Raw genomic sequence first — 26,987 nt, 5'->3', positions numbered from 1 at the left:
GTGGCCCAGGCGGCTATGCTTGGTACACCGACAAACTAGAGGAGTCGACATGGCAGATCTGGATTATCCAGTGTCTTTGCGGTACTCGCGCGACCATGAGTGGGTTGCGACTACGGATGACAACGCAGTAGTCCGTGTGGGTATCACTGATTTCGCCCAGGAACAGCTGGGTGACGTCGTCTATGTCGACCTGCCTGAAGCTGGGGATTCGGTCACCGCTGGGGAGTCCTGTGGCGAAGTCGAGAGCACGAAGAGCGTCTCTGACCTGATCGCCCCTGTGTCCGGGACCGTCACCGAGGTCAACGATGCGCTCGACGATTCACCTGAGACCGTGAACTCGTCGCCCTTCGAAGACGGGTGGATGTACCTCGTCGAACTCAGTGAACCCGAACAGCTCGAATCGCTGATGGACAGCGAGGCGTACAAAGAGCTCATTCAGAGCGAGGAGGCGTAATGTCGCAGAATCACGATCAGAATCGTCCGACCCCCTCGCAGCCCTGGTATGACAACGGACAGGTCCCGCAGTCGAAGAAGTTCCCGTTCGGGGCCGCAAACGGCAACGGCGACGACGAGTCGGCGACTCGGGTGAACCCGCAGATCGACCAGAACGGTCAGGGGAACACCCCTCCCTATGGCCAGCAGCCGGCCGACGGAGCCCCGCAGTCCGGCAACGGCCAGAATNAGATCGACCAGAACGGTCAGGGGAACACCCCTCCCTATGGCCAGCAGCCGGCCGACGGAGCCCCGCAGTCCGGCAACGGCCAGAATTTCGGCGGCACCCCGCAGGGCGGACAGCCGTACGGCAACGGTCAGCAGTTCGGCGGCACCCCGCAGGGCGGACAGCCGTACGGCAACGGTCAGCAGTTCGGCGGCACCCCGCAGGGCGGACAGAACTTCGGTGCGTCCCAGTCGGCCAACCAACCCTATGTCGGAAACGGACAGGGCAGCCAGGGCCAGCCGCAGTATCAGCCTCAGCAGAATCAGTATCCGCCGCAGAACTACGGCCAACCGCAGAGCGGTCAGCCTCAGGGCAGCCAGGGTCAGCAGTTCGGAAATCATCCGCAGCAGGGCGGCCAGCAGCAGTACGGTTCGAATGGTGCCGGCCAGTACGGTCAGGTCGATCCCAACCAGCAGCAGGGAAGCCAGCCCGGCCCGGGCCAGTACGGCCAGCCGCCTCAGCCCGGCCCCGGTCAGTACGGCCAGCCCCAGTCCGGTCAGCCCCAGGGTGATCCTGCGAACGGCGGTCGGGATGCGATGAGCGATTCGGGCAGCCAGCAGTTCCAGGGTATCCTGGACCCGCACACCGGCGAGATCCACCCGGTGCCCGACCTCGAAGGTCTGCAGGATGCCGATGCACTGCTCGTCGTCGTCTCCGGACCGGACTCCGGTTCGCAGATCCTGCTCGACACCGATGTGGTTACAGTCGGCCGGAGCCCGAATGCCGACATCTTCCTCGATGACGTCACCGTCTCGCGTAAGCATGCCGAGTTCATCCGCACGCCCAGCGGTTTCACGCTGCGCGACACGGGCTCGCTCAACGGCACCTATGTGGGGCGTCAGCTCATCGACTCCATCGAACTGCAGAACGGAGCCGATGTGCAGATCGGCAAGTTCCGAATGATCTTCCAGCAGCGTCCGCGCTCCTGACCGGGGGATAATGTCAAAAGTTGAAGTCGAGGTTGTCGGCGTCCGCATCGAAATGCCCGCCAACCAACCGATTCTCCTGCTCAAGGCCAGCGAACCTGCCTACTATCTGCCGATCTGGGTCGGGGCGATCGAAGCCAATGCGCTGTCGATCGCGCAGCGGGGGCTGACCCCGCCGCGTCCGATGGCTCATGCTCTGCTGCTCGACGTCCTCGAGAAGTACGACGCCGAGCTGCAGGACGTGACGATCACCGGCAAGGACGGTCAGATCTTCCTGGCCGAGCTGCACACGAACGACGGGAAGTCGATCTCCGCGCGTCCCTCGGACGCGGTGACCCTGGCGCTGACAGCGCACTGCCCCGTCTTCGTCGAAACGCAATTGCTTGAAGAATCCGGAATCGAAGCCCCCGAGGCCGACGAAGAGGAAGTCGCACAGTTCAGAGACTTCCTCGACAATGTCTCGGCCGAGGACTTCGAGACCGGCACCGAAAATCCATGAAAGTGAAACATTGAGTCTCCACACCGATCCGGTCCTGTCCAACAGAGAGATCGCCGCTGCCGGCAATGACAGTCTGCGCGGTCTCGATGACTGGCGAGAGATGAACCCGAAGCAGCAGCCGACCTATCTCGACAGCACCGCGCTCGAAGAGGTGCTCACCGATCTGCGCAGCTCTCCGCCGTTGGTCTTCGCCGGTGAAGCCGATGTGCTCAAGCAGCGCATCGCTGCCGCTTCGCGCGGAGAGGCCTTCGTTCTCGCCGGCGGCGACTGCGCCGAATCCTTCGACGGAGCCCAGGCGGATAAGATCCGGGCCCGGGTGCAGACGGTTCTGCAGATGGCAGCCGTGCTCACCTACGGAGGTTCGATGCCCGTGGTGAAGATCGGTCGCATGGCCGGTCAGTTCGCCAAGCCGCGTTCTGCCGATATGGAGACCCGAGAAGGCGTCACCCTGCCCTCGTTCCGCGGCGACATCGTCAACGGCTACGAGTTCACCGAGGACTCCCGCCGTCACGATCCCGAGCGTCTGCTCAAGGCGTACCACATCTCCGCCTCCACGCTGAACCTCATCCGTGCATTCACCCAGGGCGGCTTCGCCGATCTGCGCTTCGTCCACGACTGGAACCGCGGTTTCCTCGCATCGAACCCCGGTTACCAGCGCTACGAACAGACCGCTGCCGAGATCGACCGCGCCATCCGCTTCATGGATGCCTGCGGAGCCGATTTCGATGCTCTCAAGACCACTGAGTTCTACGCCGCCCACGAGGCGCTGCTGCTCGAGTACGAACGGGCACTGACCCGCATCGACTCGCGCACCGGCGAAGCCTACGACGTGTCGGGCCACTTCCTGTGGATCGGTGAGCGCACTCGTGAGATCGACGGCGCCCACGTGGACTTCCTGTCGAAGGTGCGCAACCCCATCGGCGTCAAGCTCGGGCCCACCGCCACCGCTGACGATGCTCTGGCCCTGGCCGAAAAGCTCGATCCGGATGCCGAGCCCGGCCGTCTGACCTTCGTCACCCGCATGGGTGCCGGCCAGATCGGTGAGGCACTGCCGGCACTGCTGTCGGGAATCGGGGACCGGTTGCCGCACGTGACATGGGTCTGCGACCCGATGCACGGCAATACGATCACGTCGAACACCGGGTACAAGACCCGTCGCTTCGAAGACGTCATGGCCGAAGTCGAAGGCTTCTTCAACGCTCACCGCGATGCCGGCACTATCCCCGGCGGACTGCATATCGAGCTCACCGGCGACGACGTCACGGAGATCATGGGCGGAGCCACGGAGATCGACGACGAAGGTCTGCGTCGGCGCTACGAGACCCTCGTCGACCCGCGCCTCAACCACGACCAGTCGCTGGAGATGGCGTTCCAGGTCGCCGAGTACCTCACCCGCAGGCAATGACAGACACCACTGAGAATGCCGGGGGCTCCGCAGAGATTCTGCGGAGCCCCCGGCATTCTCAGTGGACGAACGGCCTCACTTGTCCTTGTCGCCGTCCTTCTTGTCGTCGTCCGACTTCTTGTCCTCGGAATCGCCGTCCTTGGACTTCTCGTCCTTCTTATCGTCCTTCGAGTCGGAGTCTTCCTTCTTCTCCTTGCCCTTGGACACCCGGACGATGATGAGTGTGTTCGCAGGCTTCGCCTCGGTGCTCTTCGGGAACTGCGAGACGACCTTGCCCTTGGGCACGTCGTCGGAGAACACCTCGTCCTTGCCGACGCGGAACCCGCGCTTGGCCAGGGTCGCATAGGCGGCGTCGAAGGTCAGGCCCTCAACGTTGGGAACCGGGATCGGTGCGACACCCTTGGAGACGACGAGATCGATCTCCTCGCCCTTCGACAGCTTCGTCCCGGGCTTCTGCGAGGCCGAGATGATCTGGTCGTTGCCGACCGAGTCGCTGTACTTCCCCTCGACCTTGCCGACGGCGAGGTTCGCCTTCTTCAGCGCCGTCTCGGCGTCGGAGCGGCTGAGCCCTTCGAGCTTGGGAACGGCGAACTTCTCCTCGCCCTTGGACACGACGACCGTGACGGTCGAATCCGGGGCGAGTTCGGAACCGCTGACCGGTTCGGTGCCGATGACCTCGCCCGCCGGAACGGAGTCGTCGAAGACCTCCTTGGGCTCGGCCTTGAGGTCGTTGTCCTCGAGCTGCGAGGTGACCTCGTCGACCTTCTTGCCGGCCAGCTGGCCGGGCACGATCGAGGTGGGTTCAGGCAGGTTCGCGATCACGAGCCAGGCCACGAGTGCCAATACGGCGACGACGGCGACGAGTGAGGCGAGCACGCGGCGACGTCGAGGATGTGTTTTCGACGCCTTCGCCGAGGTGGGGGCGGCAACGGCCGCGACCGCGGCTCTGTCATCGTCATCCGATTCGTTCGCGTCGCCGGACCCATCCGCCGACTCGCCACCGGAGGCGGAACCTGAACCGCTGCTTGCGGCAGTGCCCGCTGCGCCGGCTCCGGCGGCGACGCCGAGTGCCGCGCCGACCTCGTCGCCGCGGTGATCGCCGGTGCTGTCGTCGTCCGACGTTTCGGCAGGGGGCCCTGAGGAACCGTCGGCGGTTGGTTCGGCATCGGAGTCGCTGTCGTCCCCCGACTCGTCTCCCGAGGTCACGGCGGTGGTGACGCCGCCGATTCCGGCAGCGGCGGCGGCGACCCCGGCTCCTCCCGCCGCACCCGACGGCGCGTCAGCACTGTCGTCATCGGCCGCCTCGGCGCCGGTCTCGTCGTCCTCACCCTCGAGGTACGGGATCTCGTCCGTCCGGGACTTCTTCTCCTTCGGGACTTCCTCGCCGAGGTCGATGCTCGCGGTGAGTGCGGGGGAGTGCTCACCGGCGGCGATCTGCGGATCGCCGAGGTCGAGCTCGGCTTCGCTCATCTCCGCACGCGCTTCGGCCAGCGCCAGACGGAACTCGGCGGCATCGGCGGGACGGTCCTCGGGATCCTTCGACGTCGCCCACAGAACGAGCGCGTCCAGGCGCGGACTCAGCCGGTCAACGACGTCCGACGGAGGCGGAACGGTGTCGTGGACGTGACGGTACGCGACCTGGATCGGCACATCGTCGGTGTACGGCTGAGCGCCGGTGAGCATCTCGTAGAACATGATGCCGACCGTGTACAGGTCGGTGCGGGAATCGGCTCCGGCCCTGGTGACGAGCTCGGGAGCGACATAGCCGACGGTGCCGATCAGGGTCTTCGTCGTCGTCGCCGTGGTCACGGCACGGGCCAGACCGAAGTCGGCGAGCTTGACCTGGCCATCCGTGCCCAACAGCACATTGTCGGGTTTGAGATCACGGTGGATGATGCCCGTCGAGTGCACGGCCTCCAGTGCGGCGAGGATCGCGTCGAGGACGACGATCGCCTGGCGTGGGGTGAAAGTGCCGCGGTGCTTGAGCTCACGGCGCAGCGTCACCGAGGGCAGGTACTCCATGACGAGGTAGACGATATCGCCGTCACGAGCCTGATCATGGATGGCCACGAGGTTCGGATGGGTGAGCCGACCGGCGTTGATGGCCTCCCGGCGGAAGCGTTCGACGAAGGTGTCATCGGAGATGAGGTGCTCGTGCATGACCTTGATCGCGATCTCACGGTCGAGTCGCAGGTCGGTGCCGCGGTAGACCATGGCCATGCCGCCGCGGGCGATCTTGGCATCGATGCGGTATCGGTCATTGAGCACCGTGCCGATGAGGGGATCTCGGCGGGCGGTCACAGCGCCTCCTGCAGACGCGCACGCTGCAGCTGGACGGCCCGGACGAAGGCCTTCGTCTCCGGCAGCAGTCCGTCGGCGCGAATCGAGCGCAGGTCCTGGTAGTAGCCGGCGATGGCGTCGTTCTCGGATTCGGCTGTCTCGATGAGCCAACCGAGGATGACGGTGCCGGCGACGATATTGTCCTCGATGTCGAGCAGGTCGAGTCCGCGGCCGACGATATCGGACGCCCAGCGGCCGGAGCGGGGAGTGATCTGCATGATGCCGATCGCGTTGCCGGCCGAGACCGTCGTGTGCTGGAAACCGGACTCCTGCGCGGCGACGGCCTGCATGAGGGCAGGATCGGCGCCGAGTTCGACCGACAGCGAGGCGACGAGCAGCTTCGCCTGTGCCGGGGCCGGGTGACGGCGGTGCAGCAGAGTGTATTTGTTCAGCCGTGCCGCGTGGAGCACAGAGGGACGGATGCCTTCGACCTGCGCGCTGGCGGCGACGCGGGGGATATCACTCGGCGCTTCAGGTGCGGTGCGACGCGGGCGGGCCTTCGATGGGCGCAGCAGAAGCAGCTCACCGACTGTGATGAATGAGTCATCACCCATGGCGTTGGCCTGCCGCAGGGTCGCCGGTGTGATGCCGTGCCGAGCGGCGATCGTCTGCAGGGTCTCACCGGGGGCGACGACGTGCGAGGGGTCATCATCGGGCAGGTCGTTCTTCTCCGGCAGGGACAGGACCTGACCCTGGTGGAGGTTCTGACGCGGCGAGATGCGGTTGAGCTCGGCCAGTGCGGGCACGGAGACGCCGTGTTTGCTGGCCACACCGTAGAGGGTGTCGCCCTGCTTGGCCTTGTACGTGCGCCCGCCGTGGGTGACGGGAACGGTCGCTCCCGCAGTGCCCGAGATCCACTGCGGCCCGGTGCCGGCGGCCGCGAGGTTCTCGTCATCGGACGTGCGGCCGGAGACGTCGTCGGCCGGTTCGTCGGACGACGGGGACTGATCGCCGGAGGACGGGGACCGATCCTCGGAGGATGCGGGCCGATCGCCGGTCGCCGGAGACGAGTCCGAGTCCGGCGATGTCGCCGAGGCGGCCTGTGCGTCGGGGGATGCGTTCTCGTCGGGGGATTCGGTGGTAGGGGCCACCTCGGTGGGGGATTCGTTTTCGGGGTCGACCCGTTCGGCTCCTGGGATCGGACCGGTCGAATTCACCTTCGATGCGGCGCGGATGTCAGGAGCGGCGGTGACGGGCTTGTGCCGTCGCGGTCGTGTCATCTGTCACCTGTTGACTTCATGTCGAGTGGGGAAGCTACGGTCTCAAGCCTAACGAGTAGGCGGGCCCGACCCGAGCATTCGGCACCGCATGGCGAGGTGTTTCTGCCGAATATTGCTACGCTTGAGGGCGTGAATACCGAAGAACTCGTCCAGGACTGGGCCCCGCTGCCCGACATCGCAGAACTCACCGGGCTCGGCATCTCCCAAGTGCGGAGGCTGCTCGAAGACGGTGCCATCTGCGGCATCAAGATCGGCACGCCGAAGGTTCTTCGGGTGCCCTTGGCTTTCTTCGTCAACGGTGAGGTCGTCAAACCGCTCAAGGGCACCCTGCACACCCTCTATGACGCCGGATTCGACTACGAAGAAGCCATCGTGTGGCTCTTCACCCACGACGAGTCCCTGCCCGGTCGTCCCATCGACCTGCTTCGCGCCGGCAACAAGAAGGAAGTGCGCCGCCGCGCTCAGGCCCTCGCGTTCTGATCCACGCGATGCTCTTTCTTAGACGGCGTTCACAGCGAATGGGCTCAGCTGGAGCGGTAGCTCAGCGCTGTCGCGAATCCCTTGAGTCTGTCCTGCGCCGCCGATCCGATGCGCACCCTCGCCGAGGCGTCCGATCTTGCCGCTGACACGCCACCTGAGCCGCTTCGCGCCCACGTATCGACGACCGTCGCTGCGTGGGCGTGTTTGTCGGCGATGAAGGATTCGACGGCGGCGAGGCCTCCCGAATCGGTGATCATGTCAACGCATTCGGTCACCTCTGCGTCGGTGAGATCCGGAACGCCCAGACGTGAGGCGAGGACCTCGAGCTGGTCGGCCGAGATCCGGGCCGCGGTCTCGGCGATGAGCACGGTCCGTTTGCCTTCGCGGATATCGTCGCCGGCGGGTTTGCCCGTGGCCTGCGGGTCGCCGGCGATGCCGAGGACATCGTCGCGCAGCTGGAACGCCTGCCCCAGGGGGAGGCCGAAGCCGGAGATCTCCGCGAGCAGATCTTCGTCCGCTCCGGTCAGCGCCGCGCCGAGGAGGAGCGGCTGTTCGACCGAATACTTCGCTGACTTGAAGCTGAGGACCTCCCACGCGCGATCGGCGATCCGGTTGTCGTCGAGGGGGATGACCTCGGCGAGCACATCGAGGTACTGGCCGACCATGACATCGCGGCGCACGGTTCCGCGCAGTTCGCGGGCCGGGCGGCTGCCACCCAGGGCCTCCTGCGAACGTTCGAAGAGCTCTTCGCTCAGCGCCAGGCAGATATCGCCGATGACGATGGAGGCGGAGACGCCGAAGGAGGCACCGTCGCCGTGGAACCCGGAGCGCTGATGGCGGGCTTCGAACTGGCGGTGCAGCGCCGGCCGACCGCGACGGGTGTCCGAATTGTCGATGACATCATCGTGGATGAGCGCGGCGGCGTGCAGCAGTTCGAGCGACCCGGCCGCCTGCGCCAGACCCGCAGTGACGTCGGCGGCGGTGCCGGTCGTCGGGCCAGCGCCGGCCCCTGTCGTTCCGGCAGCAGTGTCGGTCGTCGGGCGGACGTCACCGCCGGCGAGCTGGAAGCCCCACCACAGCAGGACGGGGCGGATCCTCTTGCCGCCGCGGGTGAACTCGATGAGTGCTTCGCCGATCGCTGTCGCATCGGGTGAGATCGCCTCGAACTCGGCGGCCTTCTCGGCGAGGAACGCCTCCAGCTGGGCGGACACCTCGGCGGCGATGGACTCCGGGGAATCGAGAGACTCGATGAGGGCGGGGAGGGCAGCGGTCGGGTCGGACTGGACGTTCGCGTCGGACTGTGCCGTCGCCTCGGATGGGGCGGTCGCCTCGGACGGGGCGGGTGCGGCTGACGATGTGGGTGCGGAGGACGCGCGGTGCTCGTCGGGCGTCACTGAATTATATGAGGTCATGAACCGATGTTTCCGCCGACGGTGACGATCGAATTCGCCTTGTCCTCCGAGTCCTCGGCGACCGTGACGACGAGGACGCTGTCATTGTCCTTGTGCTTGAAGTTGACCACGCGGGCGCTCTTCGTCTTCACCTCATCACCGAGGGACTCGAAGTCGGCCTTGCCGAGCTCCTTCTCGTAGAACGCGAAGATGTCCTCGGCATCGGCTTCGGCACGGACGACGAGGCTGACCTGCTCGGGCAGCTTCTTGTCCTTGTCGTTATGAGCCTTGACGATCGATGCCGAGAGCACCTCGGAATCCGGGTAGGGCCTGATGTACTCGGGCAGATCCTTCATATCGTTCGACGTGTCGGGATCTGAGCCGGTGGCCTCGGCCGATGCTTCGGCCGACGCGGTCTCGGACTCCGCCGGAGCCGCAGCGGTCGAGGTCTCCTGAGCAGCCGAAGGGGTCGATTCGGCCGTGTCTCCACCGTTTCCCGAGCACCCGGCAAGAGCGAGAGCGGCAACGATGGGCAGTGTCATGACAGCGGTGCGCGGTACCATACTCCAAGAGTACCTGGACTGTTCGGCGGAGCCGAAAGGAACAAGCGCGAGGGGCAGGCGATGAGTCGGAAGCAGCTGGCACGATCCGGAGGCGATCTGAGCCGACTGGGCACTGACGACGCCGGTGCCACGATCCTCCACCTCGACATGGACTCGTTCTTCGTCTCCGTCGAGCTGCTCAGCCGACCCCACCTCGTCGGACGACCCGTCATCGTCGGCGGCCGCAGCGGACGCGGAGTCGTCGTCTCGGCCAGCTACGAAGCGCGCGAATTCGGGGTGCACGCGGCGATGCCGATGTCGAGGGCCATGAATCTGTGCCCCATCGCCGAGGTGATCCCACCGTCCCATGGCCTGTACTCCTCGTACTCCCGCCAGGTCTTCGACCTCGTCTCCGAGGTGACCCCCGATGTGCGGCAGGTCAGCGTCGACGAAGCCTTCGTCGACGTCTCCGGTGCCGTGCGTCGTCTCGGATCGCCGGTGGAGATCACCACCCGGCTGCGAGCACAGATCCACGAGCGCACGGGACTGAGCGCCTCGGTCGGCATCGCCGTCAGTCGAGTCGTGGCCAAACTCGCTTCCACCCGGGCGAAGCCGAACGGTCAGTTGCTCGTGCCGGTGGCCGCGACTCAGGAATTCCTCGACCCGATGCCGATCGAAGCGCTGCCCGGAGTGGGGGAGAAGACGCAGGAGGGGTTCTCCCGCTACGGCATCCGGCTCATCGGCGATCTTGCCGCCGTCGACGAGGATTGGGTCGCACGTGTCTTCGGTGCCCACGGCCATCAGCTGTGGCGAGCCGCTCACGGCCAGGACTCCTCCGGATTCGACCAGCAGGCCAAGGAGCATTCGATCAGCGCGGAGAACACCTTCGGCGAGGACATCTGGGACGTCGATGTGCTCGAACACGAACTGCTGCGTCTGGCCGACAAGGTCGCGTACAGGGTCCGTGCCGAAGGAAAAGTGGCCACGAGCCTCGGACTGAAGTACCGCCTCGGCGATTTCACCACCCTGTCGAGGTCGGTGACCCTGTCGGCTCCGACAGACCTGGCCCGGGAGATGTACGAGGCGCTGCGGCCGGCCCTGCGCAAGCTGCGCGAGCAGCGCGCCCAGGGAGTCAGGCTGCTCGGCGTGAGGGCCGCGGGTCTCAGCGATTTCGCCGTCACCGGGCGGCAGGCCACCTTGGACGAACCGGAGCATTCCGGACGCGAAGCCGAGGTCGCCCTCGACGAGGTGAGACGTCGGTTCGGCAGCGAAGCGATCTCTCAGGCCTCGCTTCTGCGCAGGCGACCCGACGCCTGAGAGCGGGTGAGCGGGAGCACAGTCTGAAGACCCCGTGGGAATCCGGCCCCTCACGGCCCCCGGAGATGTTTTTTCAAGCCTCAGAGACTATGATTGTGGGAAAGACTTGAGTAGCGAAACGGGGGTTCGAGATGCCACTCTCCGATCACGAACAGCAGCTGTTGGATCAACTGGAGAAGCAGCTGCGCAGTGAGGACCCTCGTTTTGCCCGGAATATCTCGGAAACCCAGGCCGCGGCCACGGGTCCCGGGTTCTCCGCCAAGCGCTTCGTCCTCGGCATCCTCATCGCTCTGGCCGGACTGGCTGCGACGATCCTCGCGATCTCGCTCATCTCCAGTTCGACCTGGTGGATCGCCCTCGGCGTCGTCGGATTCGGCCTCATGGTCGCCGGAATGTACTGGGCGTTCAGCCGTCCCGGCCATGCGCACACTACTCAGACCGACTCTCGGAACTCCGGAGCGAAGTCCGGCACCAAGGGCGGGGCCGGGTTCATGAGCCGGATGGAAGACCGGTGGGAGAAGCGCCAGCGCGGCGAATGATCCGCACTCTCCACGATCAGGGCACTCTCGATATGAGAGTGCCTTTTTCAATGTCCGTCCGCGCGCTCGGGATCGCCGGTGCGGTCCTCGCGGGAGTCTTCGCCTTCGCCGAGGCGGCGCACTGGCGATCGAGTCGCCGACGCCTCGGCGACGGCCGTGGAGTGGTGGGCCGTCGAGCACAGCCTCAGGGTCTGACCGGGTTGAGCACAGAGCCCCTGACGACAACAGGCAGCGACCAGATCATCGTTGTGCTCGGGTACGCCAACCACTGGGAGCGGCCGAACGGAATCAACCGCTTCCGGGCCCGTGTCGGCCTGCGGACGCTCGATCCGGCGGCACGTTCGACCGTCCTCATCTTCTGCGGGGGAGCCGTCATCGGGCGGACACCGGAGGCGCTCATCCTCGAACGCTTCGCCCGTCGGACGCTCGGCTTCACCGGCCGATCCCTGCTGGAGACGCAGAGCTCATCGACGTGGGAGAACATCGCCAATGCGATTCCGCTCATCGACGAGGAACTCACACCTGCCACGACGATCAGCGTCGTCTCGAACTCCCACCATGCGGAGAAGGCCCGAGACCACCTGTGGCAGATGCGACCGGACCTGGCACGTCGCCTTGTGCGCGGGGGAGACTACCGATTCGGCGAACATCCGTGGGTCAGACCCATCGCCGCCGTGCGCGGTCTGATGGCCCTGCGGACGCTTGACCGAGAGAACGCCGCACAGGCCATCAGTTCGGACGATTGAACAAGCTGGCCGGCCAGATCTTCGCGGAGATCCGGCTGCCCGGCGTGGCCCGCTCCGACAGGTCCGTACTCACCTCGTCGATGAGCGCGCGCACCTCGGAGTCGTCGAGAGACTCGGCAGCGGCACCGTAGCGCTGGGCTTCGAGAGCATCGACGAAAGCCGACAGTGCGGAGTCGTCGCGACCTGCTGCGGCCGGTCCGGTCGGGGCCGGACTGCTCAGACGCTTCAGCCGCTCATCCGAACGATCGAACGCCGAGGATCCGGCAGCTCCGTCGCCGTCTGCGGCGGCACCGGAACCGGCAGCCACCTCGGCGGCGGACCTGCGCACGGGTTCACCGGTCTCCGGATCGGTCTCGGGAGCCGTGGAGCCGGCAGCCGTACCAGCGGAGCTCGAGACGTCCGCGGGCCCTGCCGCAGCGCCACCGGCAGCACCGGCTCCGGCCGCAGGCACGGCGCCGGCCAGCACGAGTTCGTTGAAGCGCAGCGTCCGACTCGAATCCAGGCTCTGCCCGAAGTCGGTGGCCAGAGCCCGCACCTCGGTCCACACCGCTTCGAGATCATGCGGATCCTTCGTCCGGCGCGACCGCAGGATCGACCGCCAGATCGCCGGCAGCGCGGCGAGCAGCAGCAGGACGAGCACGACCGCTGCGATGCCGAAGACCGTGCTGAGATCCGAGCCGGCCGGCTCAGCGGCCTGAGTGCTCGTCTCCTCCTCGGTGGGCTCGTCGGAGCCGCCGGTCGGCGACGCGGATTCGGTCGGTTCCTCGCTCGGGCTCGCCGATTCCGACTCGTCGCTGTCCTCCTGCTGTCCGGCGCCATCGGCCAGAGTCCACTTCGGCGGATCGCCGGCCGGACCACCGGGAGTGGGTTCGAAACGGACCCAACCGGCGCCTTCGAAGTACAGTTCCGGCCATGCATGCGAATCCTGCATGCTCACGTCATAGCTGTTCCCGGCTTCATCTCCGCCGGCGAATCCGACGCCGATGCGGGCCGGAATCCCCATCGTCCGGGCCATGATCGTCATGGCCGAGGAGAACTGGACGCAGTAGCCCTGCTTATCGGCCAGGAAGTCCGAGATCGCATCGCCGCTGGCCCGTTCGGGAGCATCGAGCGAATACTCGAAATCACCGCCGCGGAAGTACGCCTGCAGCATGACTGCGGCCTCCCACTGGTTCTCCGCATCGGCGGTGACCCGCTCCGCGGTCTCCTGCACACTGGTCGGCAGAGAGTCGGGGACGGCGAGTTCGGTCTCGAAATCGTTCTCCGACACCGGAGTCGCCGACTGCAGATCCTCGACATCGGGGTTCGGGGACAGGTAGTCCATCGAATACTGCAGGCCACCGGTCTTCTCACCGTTGCCGACGATCGTCAGAGTCTTCTCGTCGAAGATCCACCGCCGGTCCAGATCCTTCGGCTGCTGCGGTGCATACGGCGACGGCAGATACTGCTGGTCGTACTTGTCACCGACAGTGACGCTGATCGTCTCTTCCCTGAAGTTCTCATCCCGCGGCATCCCCTCGGGCCATGGCATGCCGTCGGTGGCGATCGCGAAGGGATCGAGGCTGAACGGGCTCGGCGCCCAGGCCTCTCCGTCGAAATCATCGATGGACGTCAACCTGATCGGATCCGCGTCCTCATCCGTCGTCTGGAAACTGAACAGCGTCGAATCGTCACGATCGCCGAGGTTCTGGCGCAGGTTGAGGAACGGGTTCGTCACCGTCAGATCGCCTTGGCCCTTCGAGGCCCGATCGGGCAGGCTCGGCACCGGCGGCAGCAGAACGGGCAGACCGATGCCGATCGCCAGAGCCAGAGCTCCGGCCAGGATCGCCGTCATCCCGCCGCGCCAGCGGGTCGCCGGCAGATAAGGGCTGAGCATGAGCAGCAGGAAGGCCGCGAGGATCGCGACCACATGCCACCATTGGACTTCCTGAGAGGCGAAGTAGACGGGGATCATCCACAGCACGAGCAGCAGGACACCTCCGACCTTCGGCGCCCGCAGGTCCGAGACGAGGCCGTCGATGAGGATCGTGATGAGGGTGAAGGCGATCGTGAGCATCGCGATGAAGCCCGGAGTGCTCGCGGCCGGGGGAGCAGTCGCGTAGAGGTCGCTGACTCCCTCGGAGAGCAGGTCAACGATCGTTCCGAAGGATTCGCCCGTCGGGATGAACCCGAGCAGCAGCGAATTCCCGGCGCAGACGACGAAGACCGCGATGAGACCGGCCACGCACTGAGCGATGACCGCTGTGCCGCTCGAGCGCAGCACGGGGATGGTCCGGAACACGGCACCGATGATGACGACGACGGCGACGGCGACCAGCACGGGCGGCAGCCAGGCGAAGTCCTTGAACACCGCGGATACGGCGACAGCGGTCAGAGTCATGGCGACGAAGACGACGATCGCTTCGAGCCAGCCGGTGCCCGGACGCTCATCACCTGTCGACACGGGGGCCGACCGGCCCTGCGCAGGAGGTTCGGAAGCCGCCCCGCGCGGACGGGTGGGAGGAGTATCGAGGCTCATCGGCGCACCCCCTGCGGAGTCGAGGTCGCGTCGCCCGGTGTCGAACTCGTGCCACCCGGCGCCGAGGAGTGACCACCGGCCCCGGCAGTTCCCGGTCCGGTCGCAGTCCGACCGGTGCCGCTGCCGGTTCGCCTCGACTCGAAGGTCGTCCACGACTCCGGCAGATCCTCGCTGAGGCCGAGCATCGTCAGATCGTCGATCTCGCTGAGCGTACGCAGAGTCACCGGCACACGGCGGGAGAAGTGCGAGGCGAGTTCCTGCCCGCGCTGATCCCCGACGGAGCAGATGACGATGTGATTCGGGTTGTCGTGCGAGGGCAGTTCGACTCTGCCCGGTCGCACCAGGGCCGAGAGAAGACGCAGCTTGTCGATGTCGCGTGCTCCTTTGAATCTGATCTGGTGTCCGGGAGCGACGACATTGACCTCGTAGTCGGACCTGAGGAACGCCGTTCCGGCAGCGGTCGCCGCCGCCAGCAGGAACTCGATCTCGAGATCGCTCGGCTCCTCGACGCCCTCATCGGCGATGAGGTCGATGAGGATGAGCGCATGGAGAGTCTCCTCGTCGGCTTCGTGTCGGACCATGAGCTCGCCGGACTTCGCCGTCGAGGGCCAATGCACATGCCGCAGATCATCACCGGGCACGTACTCACGCGTGTGGAAGTCCCGGGTGGTGTGCCCGGTCCGGACCTTGCCGTCATCGAGGCGGGCGGGCCGGATCGACGAATCCTGCGGAATGCGCGCGGGCAGAATCGGCACGGACACGGCGACGGGGAAGGCTCCGTGGACCTTCTTCTTCATCTTCACCAGGCCGAAGGGGCCGAACACGGTGATGAGCACCGCGTCGATGCCGGAGACGCCGCGCCGGTTGGGGGTGAAGGATGTGAGAACCGACTGCGAAGCGCCATGGGCCAGAGGCGGAACATCACCGGAGGTGGAGTCGCCGAAGCCCTCGGCCGGAACGAAGTCGATCGTCGCCGCCGGAATCGCGAGCTGACCGATATTGGTCACGCGCGCCTCCAGCTCGACCTCCTTGCCCTCGGCGGCCAGAGGGTGGCGGTCGCCCGAAGGGGACAGCGCCACCTCGTGCAGCGAGGTGCTCATCGCAATCGACACCCGCCGGGTGCCCCACAGGATGAGCAGCGCAGAGAGCAGAACCAGACCGAGCAGCAGCAGACCGGCCGGCAGCAGTCCGGGCAGCGCGAAGCGGTAGGCCGTGATGATCAGGGCCGCCCCGGCGAGGACGAAGATGATTCCCGAAGTGCTCAGTCGCATGCGGTCACTGGTTCGTCGAGACGGGCACGCGGCCGATCACTCGACCGATGAGGTCGGCAGCCAGGTCTGCGTCGTCCCCGTCGCGGGGGATGATGCGGTGGGCGAGGACGAACGGGGCCAGGGCCTGCACATCATCGGGAGTGACGAAGGTGCGACCCGAGAGGGCCGCACGAGCCTTCGCCGCACGCAGCAGGTGGACTCCGCCGCGCGGGGAGCTGCCGAGCAGTATCGCCTGATCATTGCGGGTGGCATGGAGGATCGCCACGATGTATTCGCGCAGCTGCCGACTCGCGGAGACATGGCGGACGATCGTGCGCGCCTGAGTGATCTGTTCGAGGTTCGTCACCGCGGCCGCGGTCTCGAGCGGATCGTTCTGGATCTGGTTGTCCAGCAGATCGACCTCATCGGCGGTCGCCGGGTATCCCAGAGAGATGCGCGTGAGGAACCGGTCACGCTGCGCCTCGGGCAGAGCGTAGGTGCCCTCCATGTCGATCGGGTTCTGAGTGGCGACGACGATGAACGGCGTGGGCATCGGATAGGTCTGCCCGTCGATCGTCGCCTGTCCCTCGGCCATGCACTCGAGCATCGCCGACTGCGTCTTCGGGGACGCACGGTTGATCTCATCGGCGATGACGATGTTGGCGAACACCGGGCCCTGCCGGAACTCGAAGTGACGAGTCTCCTGGTTGAACAGGTTCACACCCACGACATCGGTGGGCAGCAGGTCCGGAGTGAACTGGATGCGGCGCACGGAACCGTCGACGACCTTGCCCATGGCACGGGCCAGCAGGGTCTTGCCGACGCCCGGGACATCTTCGAGGAGGACGTGTCCGCCGGCGAGCAGCGCGATGAGCGAGAGCCCGACAGCGTCATCCTTGCCCTCGAGGACCGAGTTCATCGCCGTGCGTGCCCGCGACGTCAGATTCTGCACCCACTCGATGTGTTCGGCGCCGATCACGGAATTGGTCTGTGTACCTTCTTGGCTGGTCGACATACCCACCATTGTCCCTTAAAGCCGGCACCCCAGCCACACGAGCTTCTTTCAGCTTCGTCACTGCCGTCTCCTCCCCGCTCCCATTCCCTCCCCGAGGCGGCCCCCACTCCACTCCCCACCCTCCGCCCCACTTCCCTCCACGCGGACCCTCCACTTCCCTCCCCACTCGCCTCCACGGTGGTGCCGGGAATCCGTGACGATCCGCGGATTCTCGCGGATCCCAGCCGTCATCGACACTCTCGCCGAGGCGGCCCACCCTCACCGTGAACCCATCGTCTCCCGGTCGTCCGACACTCCCGCGACGCGCCTTTGGGAAATTTTCCCCACTTTCCTCCACCTATCTGACCTGGGAAAACAATGGGTCTGCGGCATCGGTGAAGTGAAAGGCTGGAATCTGTGGAGGGAAGTGGAGTACTGTGGTTGCTATCGGAGCCGATGGGTTTCGAAAGGGGTGAGACGACATGTTCTTGGGCACTCATATGCAGAAGCTCGACGACAAAGGTCGCCTCATCCTGCCCGCAAAGTTCCGCGAGGAGCTGTCGCCCGGACTCGTTCTGACCCGTGGCCAGGAGAACTGCCTCACCCTGTTCCCCACCACGGAGTTCGAAGCCGAGCACGCGCGAATCCAGAACGCGCCGAAGACGAATAAGGAAGCCCGCGATTACCAGCGTGTGTTCCTGTCGGCGGCATTTGCGGATCAGCCGGACAAACAGGGACGCATCACGGTCCCGAACATATTGCGGCAGTACGCATCACTGACACGGGAAGTCGCAGTGATCGGCATGGGCAACCGAGTCGAGATCTGGGATGCACCGACCTGGGAGGACTACCTCGTCGGCGCTCAGCAGGCCTTCGCCGAACGCGAGGAGGAGGTGATTCCCGGAGTGATCTGATTCTGCTCGGGTTTGATCCTTGCCCGCCGTGCTCGAGTTTCGGGGAACTTCCCCGTTTCCGAAGCTCGGACGTCCTGACACACTTCCCCGGTGGCAGGGCCACGGCGGTCAAGGTTCTGGCTCCAGCAGCGCACCCCCGACCACCCCCGTATGAAGGACCCACGAATGACAGCTCAGCACGTACCGGTGCTCCTTCAGCGCGTGGTCGAACTCATCGGCGTCGGGGTCGACGCCGCACGTGCTGCCGGGCTCACCCCGGTCGTCGTCGACGGCACCCTGGGCATGGGCGGGCACGCCGAAGCCGTGCTGAGCGCCTTCGACGACGTCCACCTCGTCGGCATCGACCGCGACCTGCAGGCCATCGACATCGCCACCGCACGTCTGGCCCCCTTCGCCGACCGCACCGATATCGTCCACGCCGTCGACGATGAGCTGCCCGATGTGCTCGCCGACCTCGGCATCGAGGCGATCAGCGCGATCCTGCTCGACCTGGGGGTGTCCTCCCTGCAGCTGGACGAAGACGAGCGCGGATTCTCCTACGCCCGGCCGGCGCCCCTGGACATGCGCATGGACCGCACCCAGGAACTCACGGCCGCGAAGGTGCTGGCCACCTACTCGGAATCCGAGCTGCGCCGCATCCTGCGCGAATACGGCGAGGAGAAGCTGGCCGGAAAGATCGCGAAGATCATCGTCACCGACCGGGTCCACACCCCGTGGGAGACCTCGGACCAGCTCGCGGCCATGCTCTCCCGGGTGATCCCGCAGACGAAGAAGAAGTCCCACCCTGCCAAGCGCACCTTCCAGGCCCTGCGCATCGAGGTCAACGACGAACTCGGGGTGCTGCGCACCGCACTGCCGGCGGCATTGGAAGCGCTGCACATCGGGGGAGTGGCCGTCATCGAGTCCTACCAGTCACTGGAGGACACGATCGTGAAGAAGACATTCCGGGCGGCCACGACCTCCTCGGCGCCGCCGGACCTGCCGGTCGTGCCCGAAGAGCACCAGCCCTGGCTGACCGAGATCATCCGGGGCGCCGAAATGGCTGATGAGCAAGAAGCAGAGACCAACCCGCGGGCGGCAAGCGTCCGACTGCGGACAGTGCAGAAGATCAGGGAGGCACGATCGTGAGGAATTCTCAGGCGACCGCCGGTCAGCCCCACTTCACCGAACGCTCCCGCCGGCTCGAAGAGGCCGGTGGCCAGCAGGGCGGAGCGAAGCTGCGGCTGCTCAAGTTCGAACTGCCGAAGTCCCGTCTGCCTTTCTCCATGCTGTGTGTGGGGATCCTTCTGGCCACCCTCGTGGCCGTGCTGCTGCTCAACATCTTCGTCGCCAACACCTCGTATAAGGTCGACCAGCTGACGAGCGAGAAGGAAGCCCTCGCCGAACAGAAGGACCGCCTCGTGGAGGACAACTCGTACCGCGAGTCCCCGCAGAACATCGCGCTGGCCGCCGAAGAACTCGGCCTCGTCCGCGATTCCTCACCGGAATTCCTCGATGCGAAGACCGGAAAGATCATCGACGCACCGGGAATCGACGTCAGCGGTGAGAAAGAGCCCACAGTCGTGCCCGGCCCGCGTGCCGATACACGTGAAGACATCCGACCCAATCTACGATCGGATGAGAAGCTCCCGGTCGTCGGGGGCAGCCCGAGCCAGGACGTGGCGGCTCCGAGCCAGGAGGCGCCGAAGTAGTCCGAGCTCACCGGGACCAGGGAACGGCCTGACCGAACCATACGCCGACCACACCAAGGACCGAGGACTCAAGCTATGGGTTCAGCCAAGACCCGACTGAAGAAGAAGCGCAAGGGCGATGGCCCCAATCTGCGTTGGCGGATGGGCATCATCGCCGCGCTGTCGGTCCTCGCTCTCCTCGTCACCTCCGGCCGACTCGTGTCGATCCAGGGCATGGACTCGATGAAGCTGGCGGAGAAGGCGCTGTCGAACCGGCTCGTCACCCGGACCCTGCCGGCCGACCGCGGACAGATCCTCGCCGCCGACGGCGCCGTGCTCGCCGACAGCGTCTCCCGCTACCAGCTCGTGGTCGACCAGCAGAACGTCGCCCAATACGAGGTCGACGGCGAACTCGTGGGTGCGTGGGGTGCGGCCGAAGCCCTGTCGAAGCCGCTGAACACCGACCCCGGTCTGCTCTACCCGAAGCTCGTCGGTGACAAACGCTGGAACCCCGTCGCCAAGGGACTGACTTCGGAGACGTGGCGTGAGGTGAAGAAACTCGGAGTCCTCGGCGTCTCCGCCGAGGAGTACGCAGTGCGTTCGTATCCCGCCGGCGGAGTCGCCGGCAACCTCGTCGGCTTCCTCAGCTCCGACGGCACGGCCCAGGCCGGTCTCGAATCGGCCTATGACGAACAGCTCTCGGGCACGGACGGCCAGCAGCAGTACGAACGCGGGGCACGCGGAGAGATCATTCCGCTCGGCGACAACAACATGAAGGACGCCGTCGACGGTCAGGGGCTGCAGACGACGATCGACCCTGCGATGCAGTACTACGCTCAGCAGGCCATCGAAGAGCAGCGGAAGAAGCACGAAGCCGAATCCGCGTCGATCGTCATCAAGGAGATCAAGACGGGACGGATCATCACCGCCGCGGATGCTCCCACGGTCGACCCGAACTCTCCGGGAAAGGTCGACGGCCCCGACCGCGGTTCGCGCATCTTCACCGACATGTTCGAACCCGGTTCGACCGCGAAGATGGTCACCGCCGCAGCGCTGCTCGACCAGGGACTCGTGAGTCCCGAACAGGAGTTCACCGTCCCCGACAAGTGGAAGGCGCCGAACGACGAGGAGTTCCGCGACTCCCACGAACACCCCGATGAGAAGCTCACCTTCGCCGGAATCCTCGCCGAATCCTCGAACACCGGCACCGTGCTGGCCGGAAAGGAACTCACCGAGGCGCAGCGCTACGAATACATGAAGAAGTTCGGCTTCGGCTCCAGCTCGGGAATCGACTTCCCGGCCGAGACCGCAGGCATCCTGCACCCGTACGAAGACTGGGACGGACGCACGAAGTACACCGTGATGTTCGGCCAGGGTGTGGCCGCGAACGCGATCCAGACCACCGACGTCATCTCCACCATCGCCAACGGGGGAGTGCACGTGCCCTCCCGTCTGGTCGACGGGATGATCTCACCGAACGGACGCACCATCTCCACCCCGGCAGGGGAGAACGAGCGGGTCGTCAGCGAGAAGGCCGCCGACGAGACCCTGCGGATGCTCGAAGGCGTCGTCGCCGAAGGCACCGGCAAGTCCGCCCAGGTCTCCGGCTACAGGGTCGCCGGAAAGACAGGCACCGCGCAGGCGCCGGCCGCCGAAGGCGGAGGATACGACGGATACACCGCCTCCTTCGTCGGCGTCCTGCCGGCAGAAGACCCCGAGCTCGCGATCTCCGTGACTTTGCAGAGGCCTCGAAACGGCTACTACGGTGGACAGGCCGCAGCCCCCGTCTTCTCCGACGTCGCGGGCTTCGCCATGCGGCATCTGAAGATCCCACCGTCGACGCAGAAGCCCGACCTGCCCGCTCGAGAATGGAAATGATGCGCTTTTCACAGCTGCTGCCGATCGCACCCGGCACCCTCCACGGCGACCCCGAGACAGAGGTCACCGGAGTCTCCCATGACTCGCGAGCGGTCTCACCCGGTCAGCTCTACGCCGCCCTGCCGGGGGCGAACGTGCACGGAGCGAAGTTCGCCCCCGAACTGATCCGTGCCGGCGTCAGCGCCGTCCTCACCGACGAAGCCGGCTGGCAGCTCATCACCGAATCCCTCAGCGCGAACGAGGCAGACAGGCAGCTTCTCGCCGGAGTGACCGCACTCATCGTCGAGGCACCCCGCTCCGTGCTCGGGTTCGTCTCCGCAGCCGTCTACGGGACCACCTCGGTGCCGGAGCTCATCGGAGTCACCGGAACGAACGGGAAGACGACGACGACCTACCTGGCCGACGGAATGCTCGCGGCGCTCGGCCACCGCACCGCCGTCATCGGGACTGTCGCCATCCTCATCGCCGGTGACACCGTTCCCAGTGTGCGCACGACGCCGGAAGCCCCCGAACTCCACGCACTGTTCAAGAAGATGCGTGAGGCCGAGGTCGACACCTGCTCGATGGAGGTCTCCTCCCACGCGCTCAGCCAGCACCGAGTCGACGGGGCGCACTTCCGCGTCGCAGGATTCACGAACCTGTCCCAGGACCACCTCGACTTCCACAACACGATGGAGGAGTACTTCGAGGCGAAGGCCCAGCTGTTCACCCGGACGTTCTCCGACACGGCCGTCATCGTCGTCGAAGACGAATGGGGCGAGCGGATGACGGAGGCCGCACAGGTGCCGGTGCGCACCCTGGGACGCGACGAGCGCAGTCAGTGGCGCATCGAACACACCCCGGGCGTTTCGGACTTCGTGCTCCACCTCGGCGAGGGACAGAGCATCCGACTGCGCTCACCGCTGCCCGGCGACTTCAACGTCACGAACACGGCGCTGGCGGCCTCGATGCTCATCGAAGCCGGCGTCAGTGCCTCGGACGTCGACGCCATCGGACGCAGCTTCGCGGCCACGGTGCCCGGACGGATGGAGATCATCGACGTCTCCGGACCGCGGGCTCTCGGGGAATCCCACCCGGAGCTCCTGCCGCGGGCCATCGTCGACTACTCGCACACCCCCGATGCGATCGCGAAGGCACTTAGGACCCTGCACGCCGATTCCGACGAACTCATCATCGTCTTCGGCGCCGGAGGCGACCGCGACCGCGGCAAACGCTTCGGAATGGGGCAGGCCGCGGCTCGTGAAGCCGATGTGATCGTACTCACCGATGACAATCCGCGCACCGAGGACCCGGACACGATCCGCGCCGCCATCAGGCAGGGCATCGACGCCGAGGTGGACGCGGGACGAGCCCGTGTGAAAAAGATCATCGAAGTCCCCGACCGCGGTGCTGCCATCGATGAGGCGATCGCGGGAGCGGACGCCTGCGCAACCGTGCTCATCGCAGGCAAGGGGCACGAGACAGGCCAGACCGTGGGCACCGCGGTCACCGATTTCGACGACCGGGCCAGGACACGCTCAGCGCTGTCCATGCGACTGGGCGGCGCACAACCAGGTAAAGTTCACAGATGATATGAAGCGACTGACTGCAGCCGAGATCGCAACCGCCCTGAGCGGCGAGTTGTACGGCATCGACCCCGAGACCCCATTGACCGCCGGTGTGGTGACCGACTCGAGAGAAGTCGGACCCGGCGATATCTACGTCGCCCGCCGAGGCGAGAGCTTCGACGGCATCGAATTCGCCGCCGCCGCCGTCGAGGCTGGAGCGGCCCTGATCATCGGCGAATCCGTCCCCACCGTCGACGATGAGCCGCTGCCGTCCGTCGTCGTCGCCGATGCCACCGAAGCGCTCGGCCAGCTGGCCAAGCACAGCATCGAGGGCCTGCGCGCCGACGGTGAGCTGACCGTCATCGCGATCACCGGATCCGTCGGCAAGACCACCGTCAAGGACCTCGCCGCGGACCTGCTCTCCGGTGAGGCCGAGACCGTGTGGCCGCCGAACTCGTACAACAACGAGGTCGGTGTTCCGCTGACGGCTCTGCGGGCCGACGAGTCCACCCGCTTCCTCGTCCTCGAGATGGGGGCCCGGTCGATCGGCAACCTCGCCTACCTGACCAGCCTCATCCGGCCCGATATCGCCGTCGAACTCGCCGTGGGCACCGCCCATTCGGGAGTCTTCGGTTCGATCGAGAACACGGCTCGGGCCAAGGCCGAGCTCGTCGAGTCCCTGACCGCCGGGTCGACCGCCGTGCTCAACGCCGACGACACCCGCGTATCTGCGATGCGCGAAGTCCTCGCCCCCGAGGTGACCACCCTGTGGTTCTCGCAGCGTGAGTCCCTGCCCGAATGGGTCGGAGCCGATGACCGGGTCGTGCGCGGCACCTCCGTGACCACGGACTCCTCCGGCCACCCGACCTTCACCCTCACTCTGCCCGGTGAGGAGGCGCGGGACGTGCGTCTGGCGCTCATCGGCGAACACCACGTCGGCAATGCCCTGGCCGCCGCCGCCATCGCCCACGCCTGCGGAGTCACCACGAAGTCGATCGTGACGACCCTGTCGACCTCCTCGGCGGCCAGCCGCTGGCGGATGGAGCTCATCGACTCGCCCTCGGGCGTGACCGTGCTCAACGACGCCTACAACGCGAATCCCGAATCCATGCGGGCCTCGCTGAAGACCCTGGCCTCTATGGGCCGCGGGGACGAGGAGACCAGCCCGCGCCGCACCTTCGCCGTGCTCGGTGAGATGCTCGAGCTCGGTGACGAGTCGGTGTCCGCGCACTCTGACATCGGCGAGCTCGTCGTGCGTCTCAACATCACGCGCACCATCGTCGTCGGCGATGGCGCCAAACCGATCTTCAACGCCGCGAACCTCGAGGGCTCCTGGGGCAACGAGGCGGCCTGGGTCGCCACGGCGGCAGAGGCGAGAGATCTCCTGAGCGCCGAACTCGCGCCCGGCGACATCGTCCTGTTCAAGTCCTCCCGAGACGCCGGTCTGCGCTACCTCGGAGACGAAATCGCCGGAGTATCGGGGGCCCAATGATTGCCGTACTGCTCGCAGCCTGCCTGGCTCTCATCTTCGCCCTTGTCGGCACGCCGCTGTTCATCCGGGTGCTCGTCAGGAAGGGATACGGCCAGTTCGTCCGTGACGACGGTCCGACCTCGCATGCGACGAAGCGCGGGACTCCGACCATGGGCGGCGTCGTCATCATCGGTGCCGCCGTGCTCGCCTACCTGCTCGGACACCTGTTCACCGGTTCCGTGCCGACGGCGTCCGGTCTGCTCGTGCTGTGGCTGGCTGCTGGACTGGCGGTCGTCGGATTCCTCGACGACTTCATCAAGATCAAGAAGCAGCGGTCCCTGGGGCTGCGCCCGTGGCCGAAGCTCATCGGACAGGCCTTCGTCGGCATCTCGTTCGCCGTCCTCGCCCTGCAGTTCCCGAACTCCTTCGGCGAGACCCCGGCCTCGACGAAGATCTCGTTCATCCGCGACACGAACCTCGACCTCGCCTTCGGCTCCGCGATCCTCGGCCTCATCCTGTTCGTCATCTGGGCGAACCTCATCGTCACCGCCGTGTCGAACGCCGTGAACCTCACCGATGGTCTCGACGGTCTGGCCGCCGGCGCCTCGGTGGTCGTCTTCGCCGCCTACGTCGTCATCGGCACCTGGCAGTCGACCCAGAACTGCAACCTCATGTCCGAGGCCACGAACGCCTGCTACTACATGCGCGACCCACGCGACCTCGCGATGGTCGCCGGCGCCATGGCCGCAGCCTGCTTCGGCTTCCTGTGGTTCAACACCTCGCCGGCGAAGATCTTCATGGGCGACACCGGTTCGCTGGCCATCGGCGGAGCCTTCGCCGGACTGGCGATCATGTCGCGCACCGAGCTGCTGCTCATCGTCCTCGGCGGACTCTTCGTCATCATCACCCTGTCCGTGATCATCCAGGTCGCCTCCTTCAAGACCACCGGCAAGCGCGTGTTCCGAATGGCCCCGCTGCAGCACCACTTCGAACTCAAGGGCTGGGCCGAAGTGACGATCGTGGTGAGATTCTGGATCATCGCCGCCCTCTTCGTCATCGCCGGAATCTGCCTCTTCTACGCCGATTGGGTGGCCCGCGTTGGCTGATGAACCCACCACCGCCAAGGAGATCCCGGCCGCACTGAGCGGACCGAGCTCATCCCTGGCGGGACTGCGCATCCTCGTCACCGGTCTCGGCGTGACGGGATTCCCCGCGGCCGTCCACCTCGGCGAACGCGGCGCCGACGTCATCGTCATCGACGGTGACGACACCGTCGATGTGAGTGAGAAGGCGCAGATCCTCGAGGTCTTCGACGTCGACATCCGACGCGGACCCGAACACGTCGAAGCCCTGCCCGAAGGCGAGTTCGACCTCGTCGTCACCTCTCCCGGTTGGCGACCCGACCAGCCGGTACTCGCGGCGGCCGCGGCAGCCGGAGTCCCCGTCATCGGCGAAGTCGAACTCGCTTGGCGGATCCGCGGGGCCAATGACGCCAAATGGCTGGCCATCACCGGCACCAACGGCAAGACGACGACGACGACGATGCTCGAATCGATGCTGCTGGCCTCCGGACTCAAGGCCAAGGCCTGCGGCAACATCGGCACCCCGCTGCTCGAAGCGGTCCTCGAACCCGGGCTCGAAGTCCTCGCGATCGAACTCTCGAGCTTCCAGCTGCACTGGCAGGAGTCGATGAGCGCGGACGCCGCGGCCGTGCTCAACATCGCCCCCGACCACCTCGACTGGCACGGCAGCGCCGAAGCCTACGCGTACGACAAAGCGAAGATCTTCCACAACGCGAAACTCGCCTGCGTGTACAACTGCGCCGACGAGGCGACTCTGCACATGGTCGAGGACGCCGACGTCATCGAAGGAGCCAAGGCCATCGGCTTCACCTCCGGTGTGCCTCGCCCCGGTGAGCTCGGCGTCGTCGAGGACCTCCTCGTCGATCGGGCCTTCATCCCTCAGCGCTACTCCTCGGCCGCCGAACTCGCCTCCCTCGAAGACGTGGCGGTCGCCACCGGCGTCGCCGGCTCCCGCCCCGCCCCGCACCAGGTCGCCAATGCTCTGGCCGCAGCCTGTCTGGCACGCGCCATCGACGTGCCGGGCCAAGCGATCTCCGCCGGGCTGCGCAGCCACTCTCTCGGCGCCCACCGCATGGTCACCGTCGCAGAAGCAGACGGCATCCGCTGGGTCGACGACTCGAAAGCGACGAACACCCATGCCGCGAATGCCTCTCTGGCCGCCTTCGACTCGATCATCTGGATCGCCGGCGGACTGCCGAAGGGCGCCGACTTCACCTCACTGTTCGCCGACCACCGCGACCGACTGAAGGCACTCGTGCTCATCGGCTCCGATGACTCGGCCTACCGCGAGGCCATCGCCGCGACCATTCCCGACCTCGACGTCATCCGGATCGAACCGGCCCTGGCCGTGGACTCCGGAGTGCCGAAGCGCCGCGGGGAGGCCGTCGCCGCGGCCGCAGTCGAGGCCGCCGCAGGCGTGGCCGAAGCCGGAGACACCGTGCTCCTGGCCCCAGCCGCCGCGAGCATGGACCAGTTCCTCAACTACAACACACGCGGCGAACTGTTCACCGAGGCCGTCAACACGCATCTGGAGCGCTGA

The 26,987-nt window shown here is 66.2% G+C and carries 23 protein-coding genes; 16 read left to right on the top strand and 7 right to left on the bottom strand.

Annotated elements, in window-relative coordinates; translation table 11 throughout:
* Positions 1-49: 49 nt before the first annotated feature.
* The 4 genes from gcvH (at position 50) to FHG09_RS17105 (ending at position 3,548) form a co-directional block, all read left to right on the top strand.
* Positions 50-454, top strand: a complete 405-nt coding sequence (gene gcvH / locus FHG09_RS17120; RefSeq protein ID WP_193627426.1) for a glycine cleavage system protein GcvH — start codon at positions 50-52, stop codon at positions 452-454.
* On the top strand, positions 454-1,647 hold the full coding sequence (locus tag FHG09_RS20395; protein WP_152348851.1) for an FHA domain-containing protein: 1,194 nt from the start codon (positions 454-456) through the stop codon (positions 1,645-1,647). The genes gcvH and FHG09_RS20395 overlap by 1 nt, the downstream gene beginning before the upstream one ends.
* A gap of 10 nt (positions 1,648-1,657) precedes the next feature.
* Positions 1,658-2,143, top strand: a complete 486-nt coding sequence (locus FHG09_RS17110; RefSeq protein ID WP_152348850.1) for a bifunctional nuclease family protein — start codon at positions 1,658-1,660, stop codon at positions 2,141-2,143.
* Positions 2,144-2,153: 10 nt separating this feature from the next.
* Positions 2,154-3,548 (top strand): class II 3-deoxy-7-phosphoheptulonate synthase, encoded by a 1,395-nt coding sequence (locus FHG09_RS17105; protein WP_152348849.1) that lies wholly within the window; start codon positions 2,154-2,156, stop codon positions 3,546-3,548.
* 75 nt (positions 3,549-3,623) lie between these two features.
* Here FHG09_RS17105 and FHG09_RS17100 read toward each other — a convergent pair whose 3' ends face one another.
* A complete protein-coding gene (locus tag FHG09_RS17100; RefSeq protein WP_152348848.1) occupies positions 3,624-5,849 on the bottom strand; it encodes a protein kinase domain-containing protein in 2,226 nt (741 codons plus the stop codon).
* Positions 5,846-7,108, bottom strand: coding sequence for a LysM peptidoglycan-binding domain-containing protein (locus FHG09_RS17095; protein WP_227492831.1), 1,263 nt, complete (start codon positions 7,106-7,108; stop codon positions 5,846-5,848). The genes FHG09_RS17100 and FHG09_RS17095 overlap by 4 nt, the downstream gene beginning before the upstream one ends.
* 129 nt (positions 7,109-7,237) lie before the next feature.
* Between FHG09_RS17095 and FHG09_RS17090 the strand changes: the two genes are divergently transcribed.
* Positions 7,238-7,588 (top strand): Rv2175c family DNA-binding protein, encoded by a 351-nt coding sequence (locus FHG09_RS17090; protein WP_152348847.1) that lies wholly within the window; start codon positions 7,238-7,240, stop codon positions 7,586-7,588.
* 44 nt (positions 7,589-7,632) lie between these two features.
* On the opposite strand, the gene FHG09_RS17085 is transcribed toward FHG09_RS17090, so the two are convergent.
* Positions 7,633-9,000, bottom strand: coding sequence for a polyprenyl synthetase family protein (locus FHG09_RS17085; protein ID WP_152348846.1), 1,368 nt, complete (start codon positions 8,998-9,000; stop codon positions 7,633-7,635).
* The gene (locus FHG09_RS17080; protein ID WP_227492830.1) at positions 8,997-9,542 is read right to left on the bottom strand and encodes a hypothetical protein; all 546 of its coding nucleotides are present in this window, start codon (positions 9,540-9,542) and stop codon (positions 8,997-8,999) included. The genes FHG09_RS17085 and FHG09_RS17080 overlap by 4 nt, the downstream gene beginning before the upstream one ends.
* A gap of 60 nt (positions 9,543-9,602) precedes the next feature.
* On the opposite strand from FHG09_RS17080, the gene dinB reads away from it, so the two are divergent.
* The 3 genes from dinB to FHG09_RS17065 all read left to right on the top strand — a co-directional run bounded on the left by dinB (position 9,603) and on the right by FHG09_RS17065 (position 12,123).
* Positions 9,603-10,838, top strand: a complete 1,236-nt coding sequence (gene dinB, locus FHG09_RS17075) for a DNA polymerase IV (RefSeq protein WP_152348845.1) — start codon at positions 9,603-9,605, stop codon at positions 10,836-10,838.
* A gap of 131 nt (positions 10,839-10,969) precedes the next feature.
* The gene (locus FHG09_RS17070) at positions 10,970-11,377 is read left to right on the top strand and encodes a DUF3040 domain-containing protein (RefSeq protein ID WP_152348844.1); all 408 of its coding nucleotides are present in this window, start codon (positions 10,970-10,972) and stop codon (positions 11,375-11,377) included.
* A gap of 50 nt (positions 11,378-11,427) precedes the next feature.
* Positions 11,428-12,123 carry a YdcF family protein gene (locus tag FHG09_RS17065; RefSeq protein WP_152348843.1) on the top strand — a complete coding sequence of 232 codons (696 nt, stop codon included), beginning with the start codon at positions 11,428-11,430 and terminating at the stop codon, positions 12,121-12,123.
* On the opposite strand, the gene FHG09_RS17060 is transcribed toward FHG09_RS17065, so the two are convergent.
* From FHG09_RS17060 to FHG09_RS17050, 3 genes are read right to left on the bottom strand one after another with little or no spacing between them, the layout of a single operon-like run.
* Positions 12,107-14,641, bottom strand: a complete 2,535-nt coding sequence (locus tag FHG09_RS17060) for a transglutaminaseTgpA domain-containing protein (protein ID WP_152348842.1) — start codon at positions 14,639-14,641, stop codon at positions 12,107-12,109. The two genes, FHG09_RS17065 and FHG09_RS17060, sit on opposite strands and share 17 nt — an antisense overlap.
* Positions 14,638-15,912 carry a DUF58 domain-containing protein gene (locus FHG09_RS17055; protein ID WP_152348841.1) on the bottom strand — a complete coding sequence of 425 codons (1,275 nt, stop codon included), beginning with the start codon at positions 15,910-15,912 and terminating at the stop codon, positions 14,638-14,640. Before FHG09_RS17055 ends, FHG09_RS17060 begins: the two co-directional genes overlap by 4 nt.
* Before the next feature lie 4 nt (positions 15,913-15,916).
* Positions 15,917-16,906 (bottom strand): AAA family ATPase, encoded by a 990-nt coding sequence (locus FHG09_RS17050; RefSeq protein ID WP_152348840.1) that lies wholly within the window; start codon positions 16,904-16,906, stop codon positions 15,917-15,919.
* 461 nt (positions 16,907-17,367) lie between these two features.
* Here FHG09_RS17050 and mraZ point away from each other — a divergent pair, with 461 nt between their 5' ends.
* From mraZ to murD, 8 genes are all read left to right on the top strand, one after another.
* The gene (mraZ, locus tag FHG09_RS17045) at positions 17,368-17,799 is read left to right on the top strand and encodes a division/cell wall cluster transcriptional repressor MraZ (RefSeq protein WP_101553353.1); all 432 of its coding nucleotides are present in this window, start codon (positions 17,368-17,370) and stop codon (positions 17,797-17,799) included.
* A 165-nt stretch (positions 17,800-17,964) separates the two neighbouring features.
* Complete coding sequence (rsmH, locus tag FHG09_RS17040; protein ID WP_152348839.1) at positions 17,965-18,927, top strand: 16S rRNA (cytosine(1402)-N(4))-methyltransferase RsmH; 963 nt, start codon at positions 17,965-17,967, stop codon at positions 18,925-18,927.
* Positions 18,924-19,490: a hypothetical protein gene (locus tag FHG09_RS17035; RefSeq protein ID WP_152348838.1), complete on the top strand. Its 567-nt coding sequence runs from the start codon at positions 18,924-18,926 to the stop codon at positions 19,488-19,490. The genes rsmH and FHG09_RS17035 overlap by 4 nt, the downstream gene beginning before the upstream one ends.
* A 75-nt stretch (positions 19,491-19,565) precedes the next feature.
* Complete coding sequence (locus tag FHG09_RS17030) at positions 19,566-21,347, top strand: peptidoglycan D,D-transpeptidase FtsI family protein (RefSeq protein ID WP_152348837.1); 1,782 nt, start codon at positions 19,566-19,568, stop codon at positions 21,345-21,347.
* Positions 21,347-22,918, top strand: a complete 1,572-nt coding sequence (locus FHG09_RS17025; RefSeq protein WP_152348836.1) for a UDP-N-acetylmuramoyl-L-alanyl-D-glutamate--2,6-diaminopimelate ligase — start codon at positions 21,347-21,349, stop codon at positions 22,916-22,918. Before FHG09_RS17030 ends, FHG09_RS17025 begins: the two co-directional genes overlap by 1 nt.
* 1 nt (position 22,919) lies before the next feature.
* Positions 22,920-24,386, top strand: a complete 1,467-nt coding sequence (locus FHG09_RS17020; protein ID WP_152348835.1) for a UDP-N-acetylmuramoyl-tripeptide--D-alanyl-D-alanine ligase — start codon at positions 22,920-22,922, stop codon at positions 24,384-24,386.
* Positions 24,383-25,471, top strand: coding sequence for a phospho-N-acetylmuramoyl-pentapeptide-transferase (mraY, locus tag FHG09_RS17015; RefSeq protein WP_152348834.1), 1,089 nt, complete (start codon positions 24,383-24,385; stop codon positions 25,469-25,471). Before FHG09_RS17020 ends, mraY begins: the two co-directional genes overlap by 4 nt.
* Positions 25,464-26,987: a UDP-N-acetylmuramoyl-L-alanine--D-glutamate ligase gene (gene murD / locus FHG09_RS17010; RefSeq protein WP_152348833.1), complete on the top strand. Its 1,524-nt coding sequence runs from the start codon at positions 25,464-25,466 to the stop codon at positions 26,985-26,987. Before mraY ends, murD begins: the two co-directional genes overlap by 8 nt.

Origin of the sequence: Brevibacterium sp. CFH 10365, from assembly GCF_009299785.1 — a bacterium.
In the GTDB taxonomy this organism is placed as follows: domain Bacteria; phylum Actinomycetota; class Actinomycetes; order Actinomycetales; family Brevibacteriaceae; genus Brevibacterium; species Brevibacterium limosum.
Note: the sequence above shows the minus strand (reverse complement) of the source record. Positions and strands in the feature narration are given on the sequence as shown.

Bases quoted from the DNA above. Each gene is read 5' to 3' on its own strand.
- gcvH (WP_193627426.1), top strand. From the start codon at position 50: ATGGCAGATCTGGATTATCCAGTGTCTTTGCGGTACTCGCGCGACCAT.
- FHG09_RS17110 (WP_152348850.1), top strand. From the start codon at position 1,658: ATGTCAAAAGTTGAAGTCGAGGTTGTCGGCGTCCGCATCGAAATGCCC.
- FHG09_RS17095 (WP_227492831.1), bottom strand. From the start codon at position 7,108: ATGACACGACCGCGACGGCACAAGCCCGTCACCGCCGCTCCTGACATC.
- FHG09_RS17085 (WP_152348846.1), bottom strand. From the start codon at position 9,000: ATGACCTCATATAATTCAGTGACGCCCGACGAGCACCGCGCGTCCTCC.
- FHG09_RS17080 (WP_227492830.1), bottom strand. From the start codon at position 9,542: ATGGTACCGCGCACCGCTGTCATGACACTGCCCATCGTTGCCGCTCTC.
- dinB (WP_152348845.1), top strand. From the start codon at position 9,603: ATGAGTCGGAAGCAGCTGGCACGATCCGGAGGCGATCTGAGCCGACTG.
- FHG09_RS17070 (WP_152348844.1), top strand. From the start codon at position 10,970: ATGCCACTCTCCGATCACGAACAGCAGCTGTTGGATCAACTGGAGAAG.
- FHG09_RS17065 (WP_152348843.1), top strand. From the start codon at position 11,428: ATGTCCGTCCGCGCGCTCGGGATCGCCGGTGCGGTCCTCGCGGGAGTC.
- FHG09_RS17060 (WP_152348842.1), bottom strand. From the start codon at position 14,641: ATGAGCCTCGATACTCCTCCCACCCGTCCGCGCGGGGCGGCTTCCGAA.
- FHG09_RS17055 (WP_152348841.1), bottom strand. From the start codon at position 15,912: ATGCGACTGAGCACTTCGGGAATCATCTTCGTCCTCGCCGGGGCGGCC.
- FHG09_RS17050 (WP_152348840.1), bottom strand. From the start codon at position 16,906: ATGTCGACCAGCCAAGAAGGTACACAGACCAATTCCGTGATCGGCGCC.
- mraZ (WP_101553353.1), top strand. From the start codon at position 17,368: ATGTTCTTGGGCACTCATATGCAGAAGCTCGACGACAAAGGTCGCCTC.
- rsmH (WP_152348839.1), top strand. From the start codon at position 17,965: ATGACAGCTCAGCACGTACCGGTGCTCCTTCAGCGCGTGGTCGAACTC.
- FHG09_RS17030 (WP_152348837.1), top strand. From the start codon at position 19,566: ATGGGTTCAGCCAAGACCCGACTGAAGAAGAAGCGCAAGGGCGATGGC.
- FHG09_RS17025 (WP_152348836.1), top strand. From the start codon at position 21,347: ATGCGCTTTTCACAGCTGCTGCCGATCGCACCCGGCACCCTCCACGGC.
- FHG09_RS17020 (WP_152348835.1), top strand. From the start codon at position 22,920: ATGAAGCGACTGACTGCAGCCGAGATCGCAACCGCCCTGAGCGGCGAG.
- mraY (WP_152348834.1), top strand. From the start codon at position 24,383: ATGATTGCCGTACTGCTCGCAGCCTGCCTGGCTCTCATCTTCGCCCTT.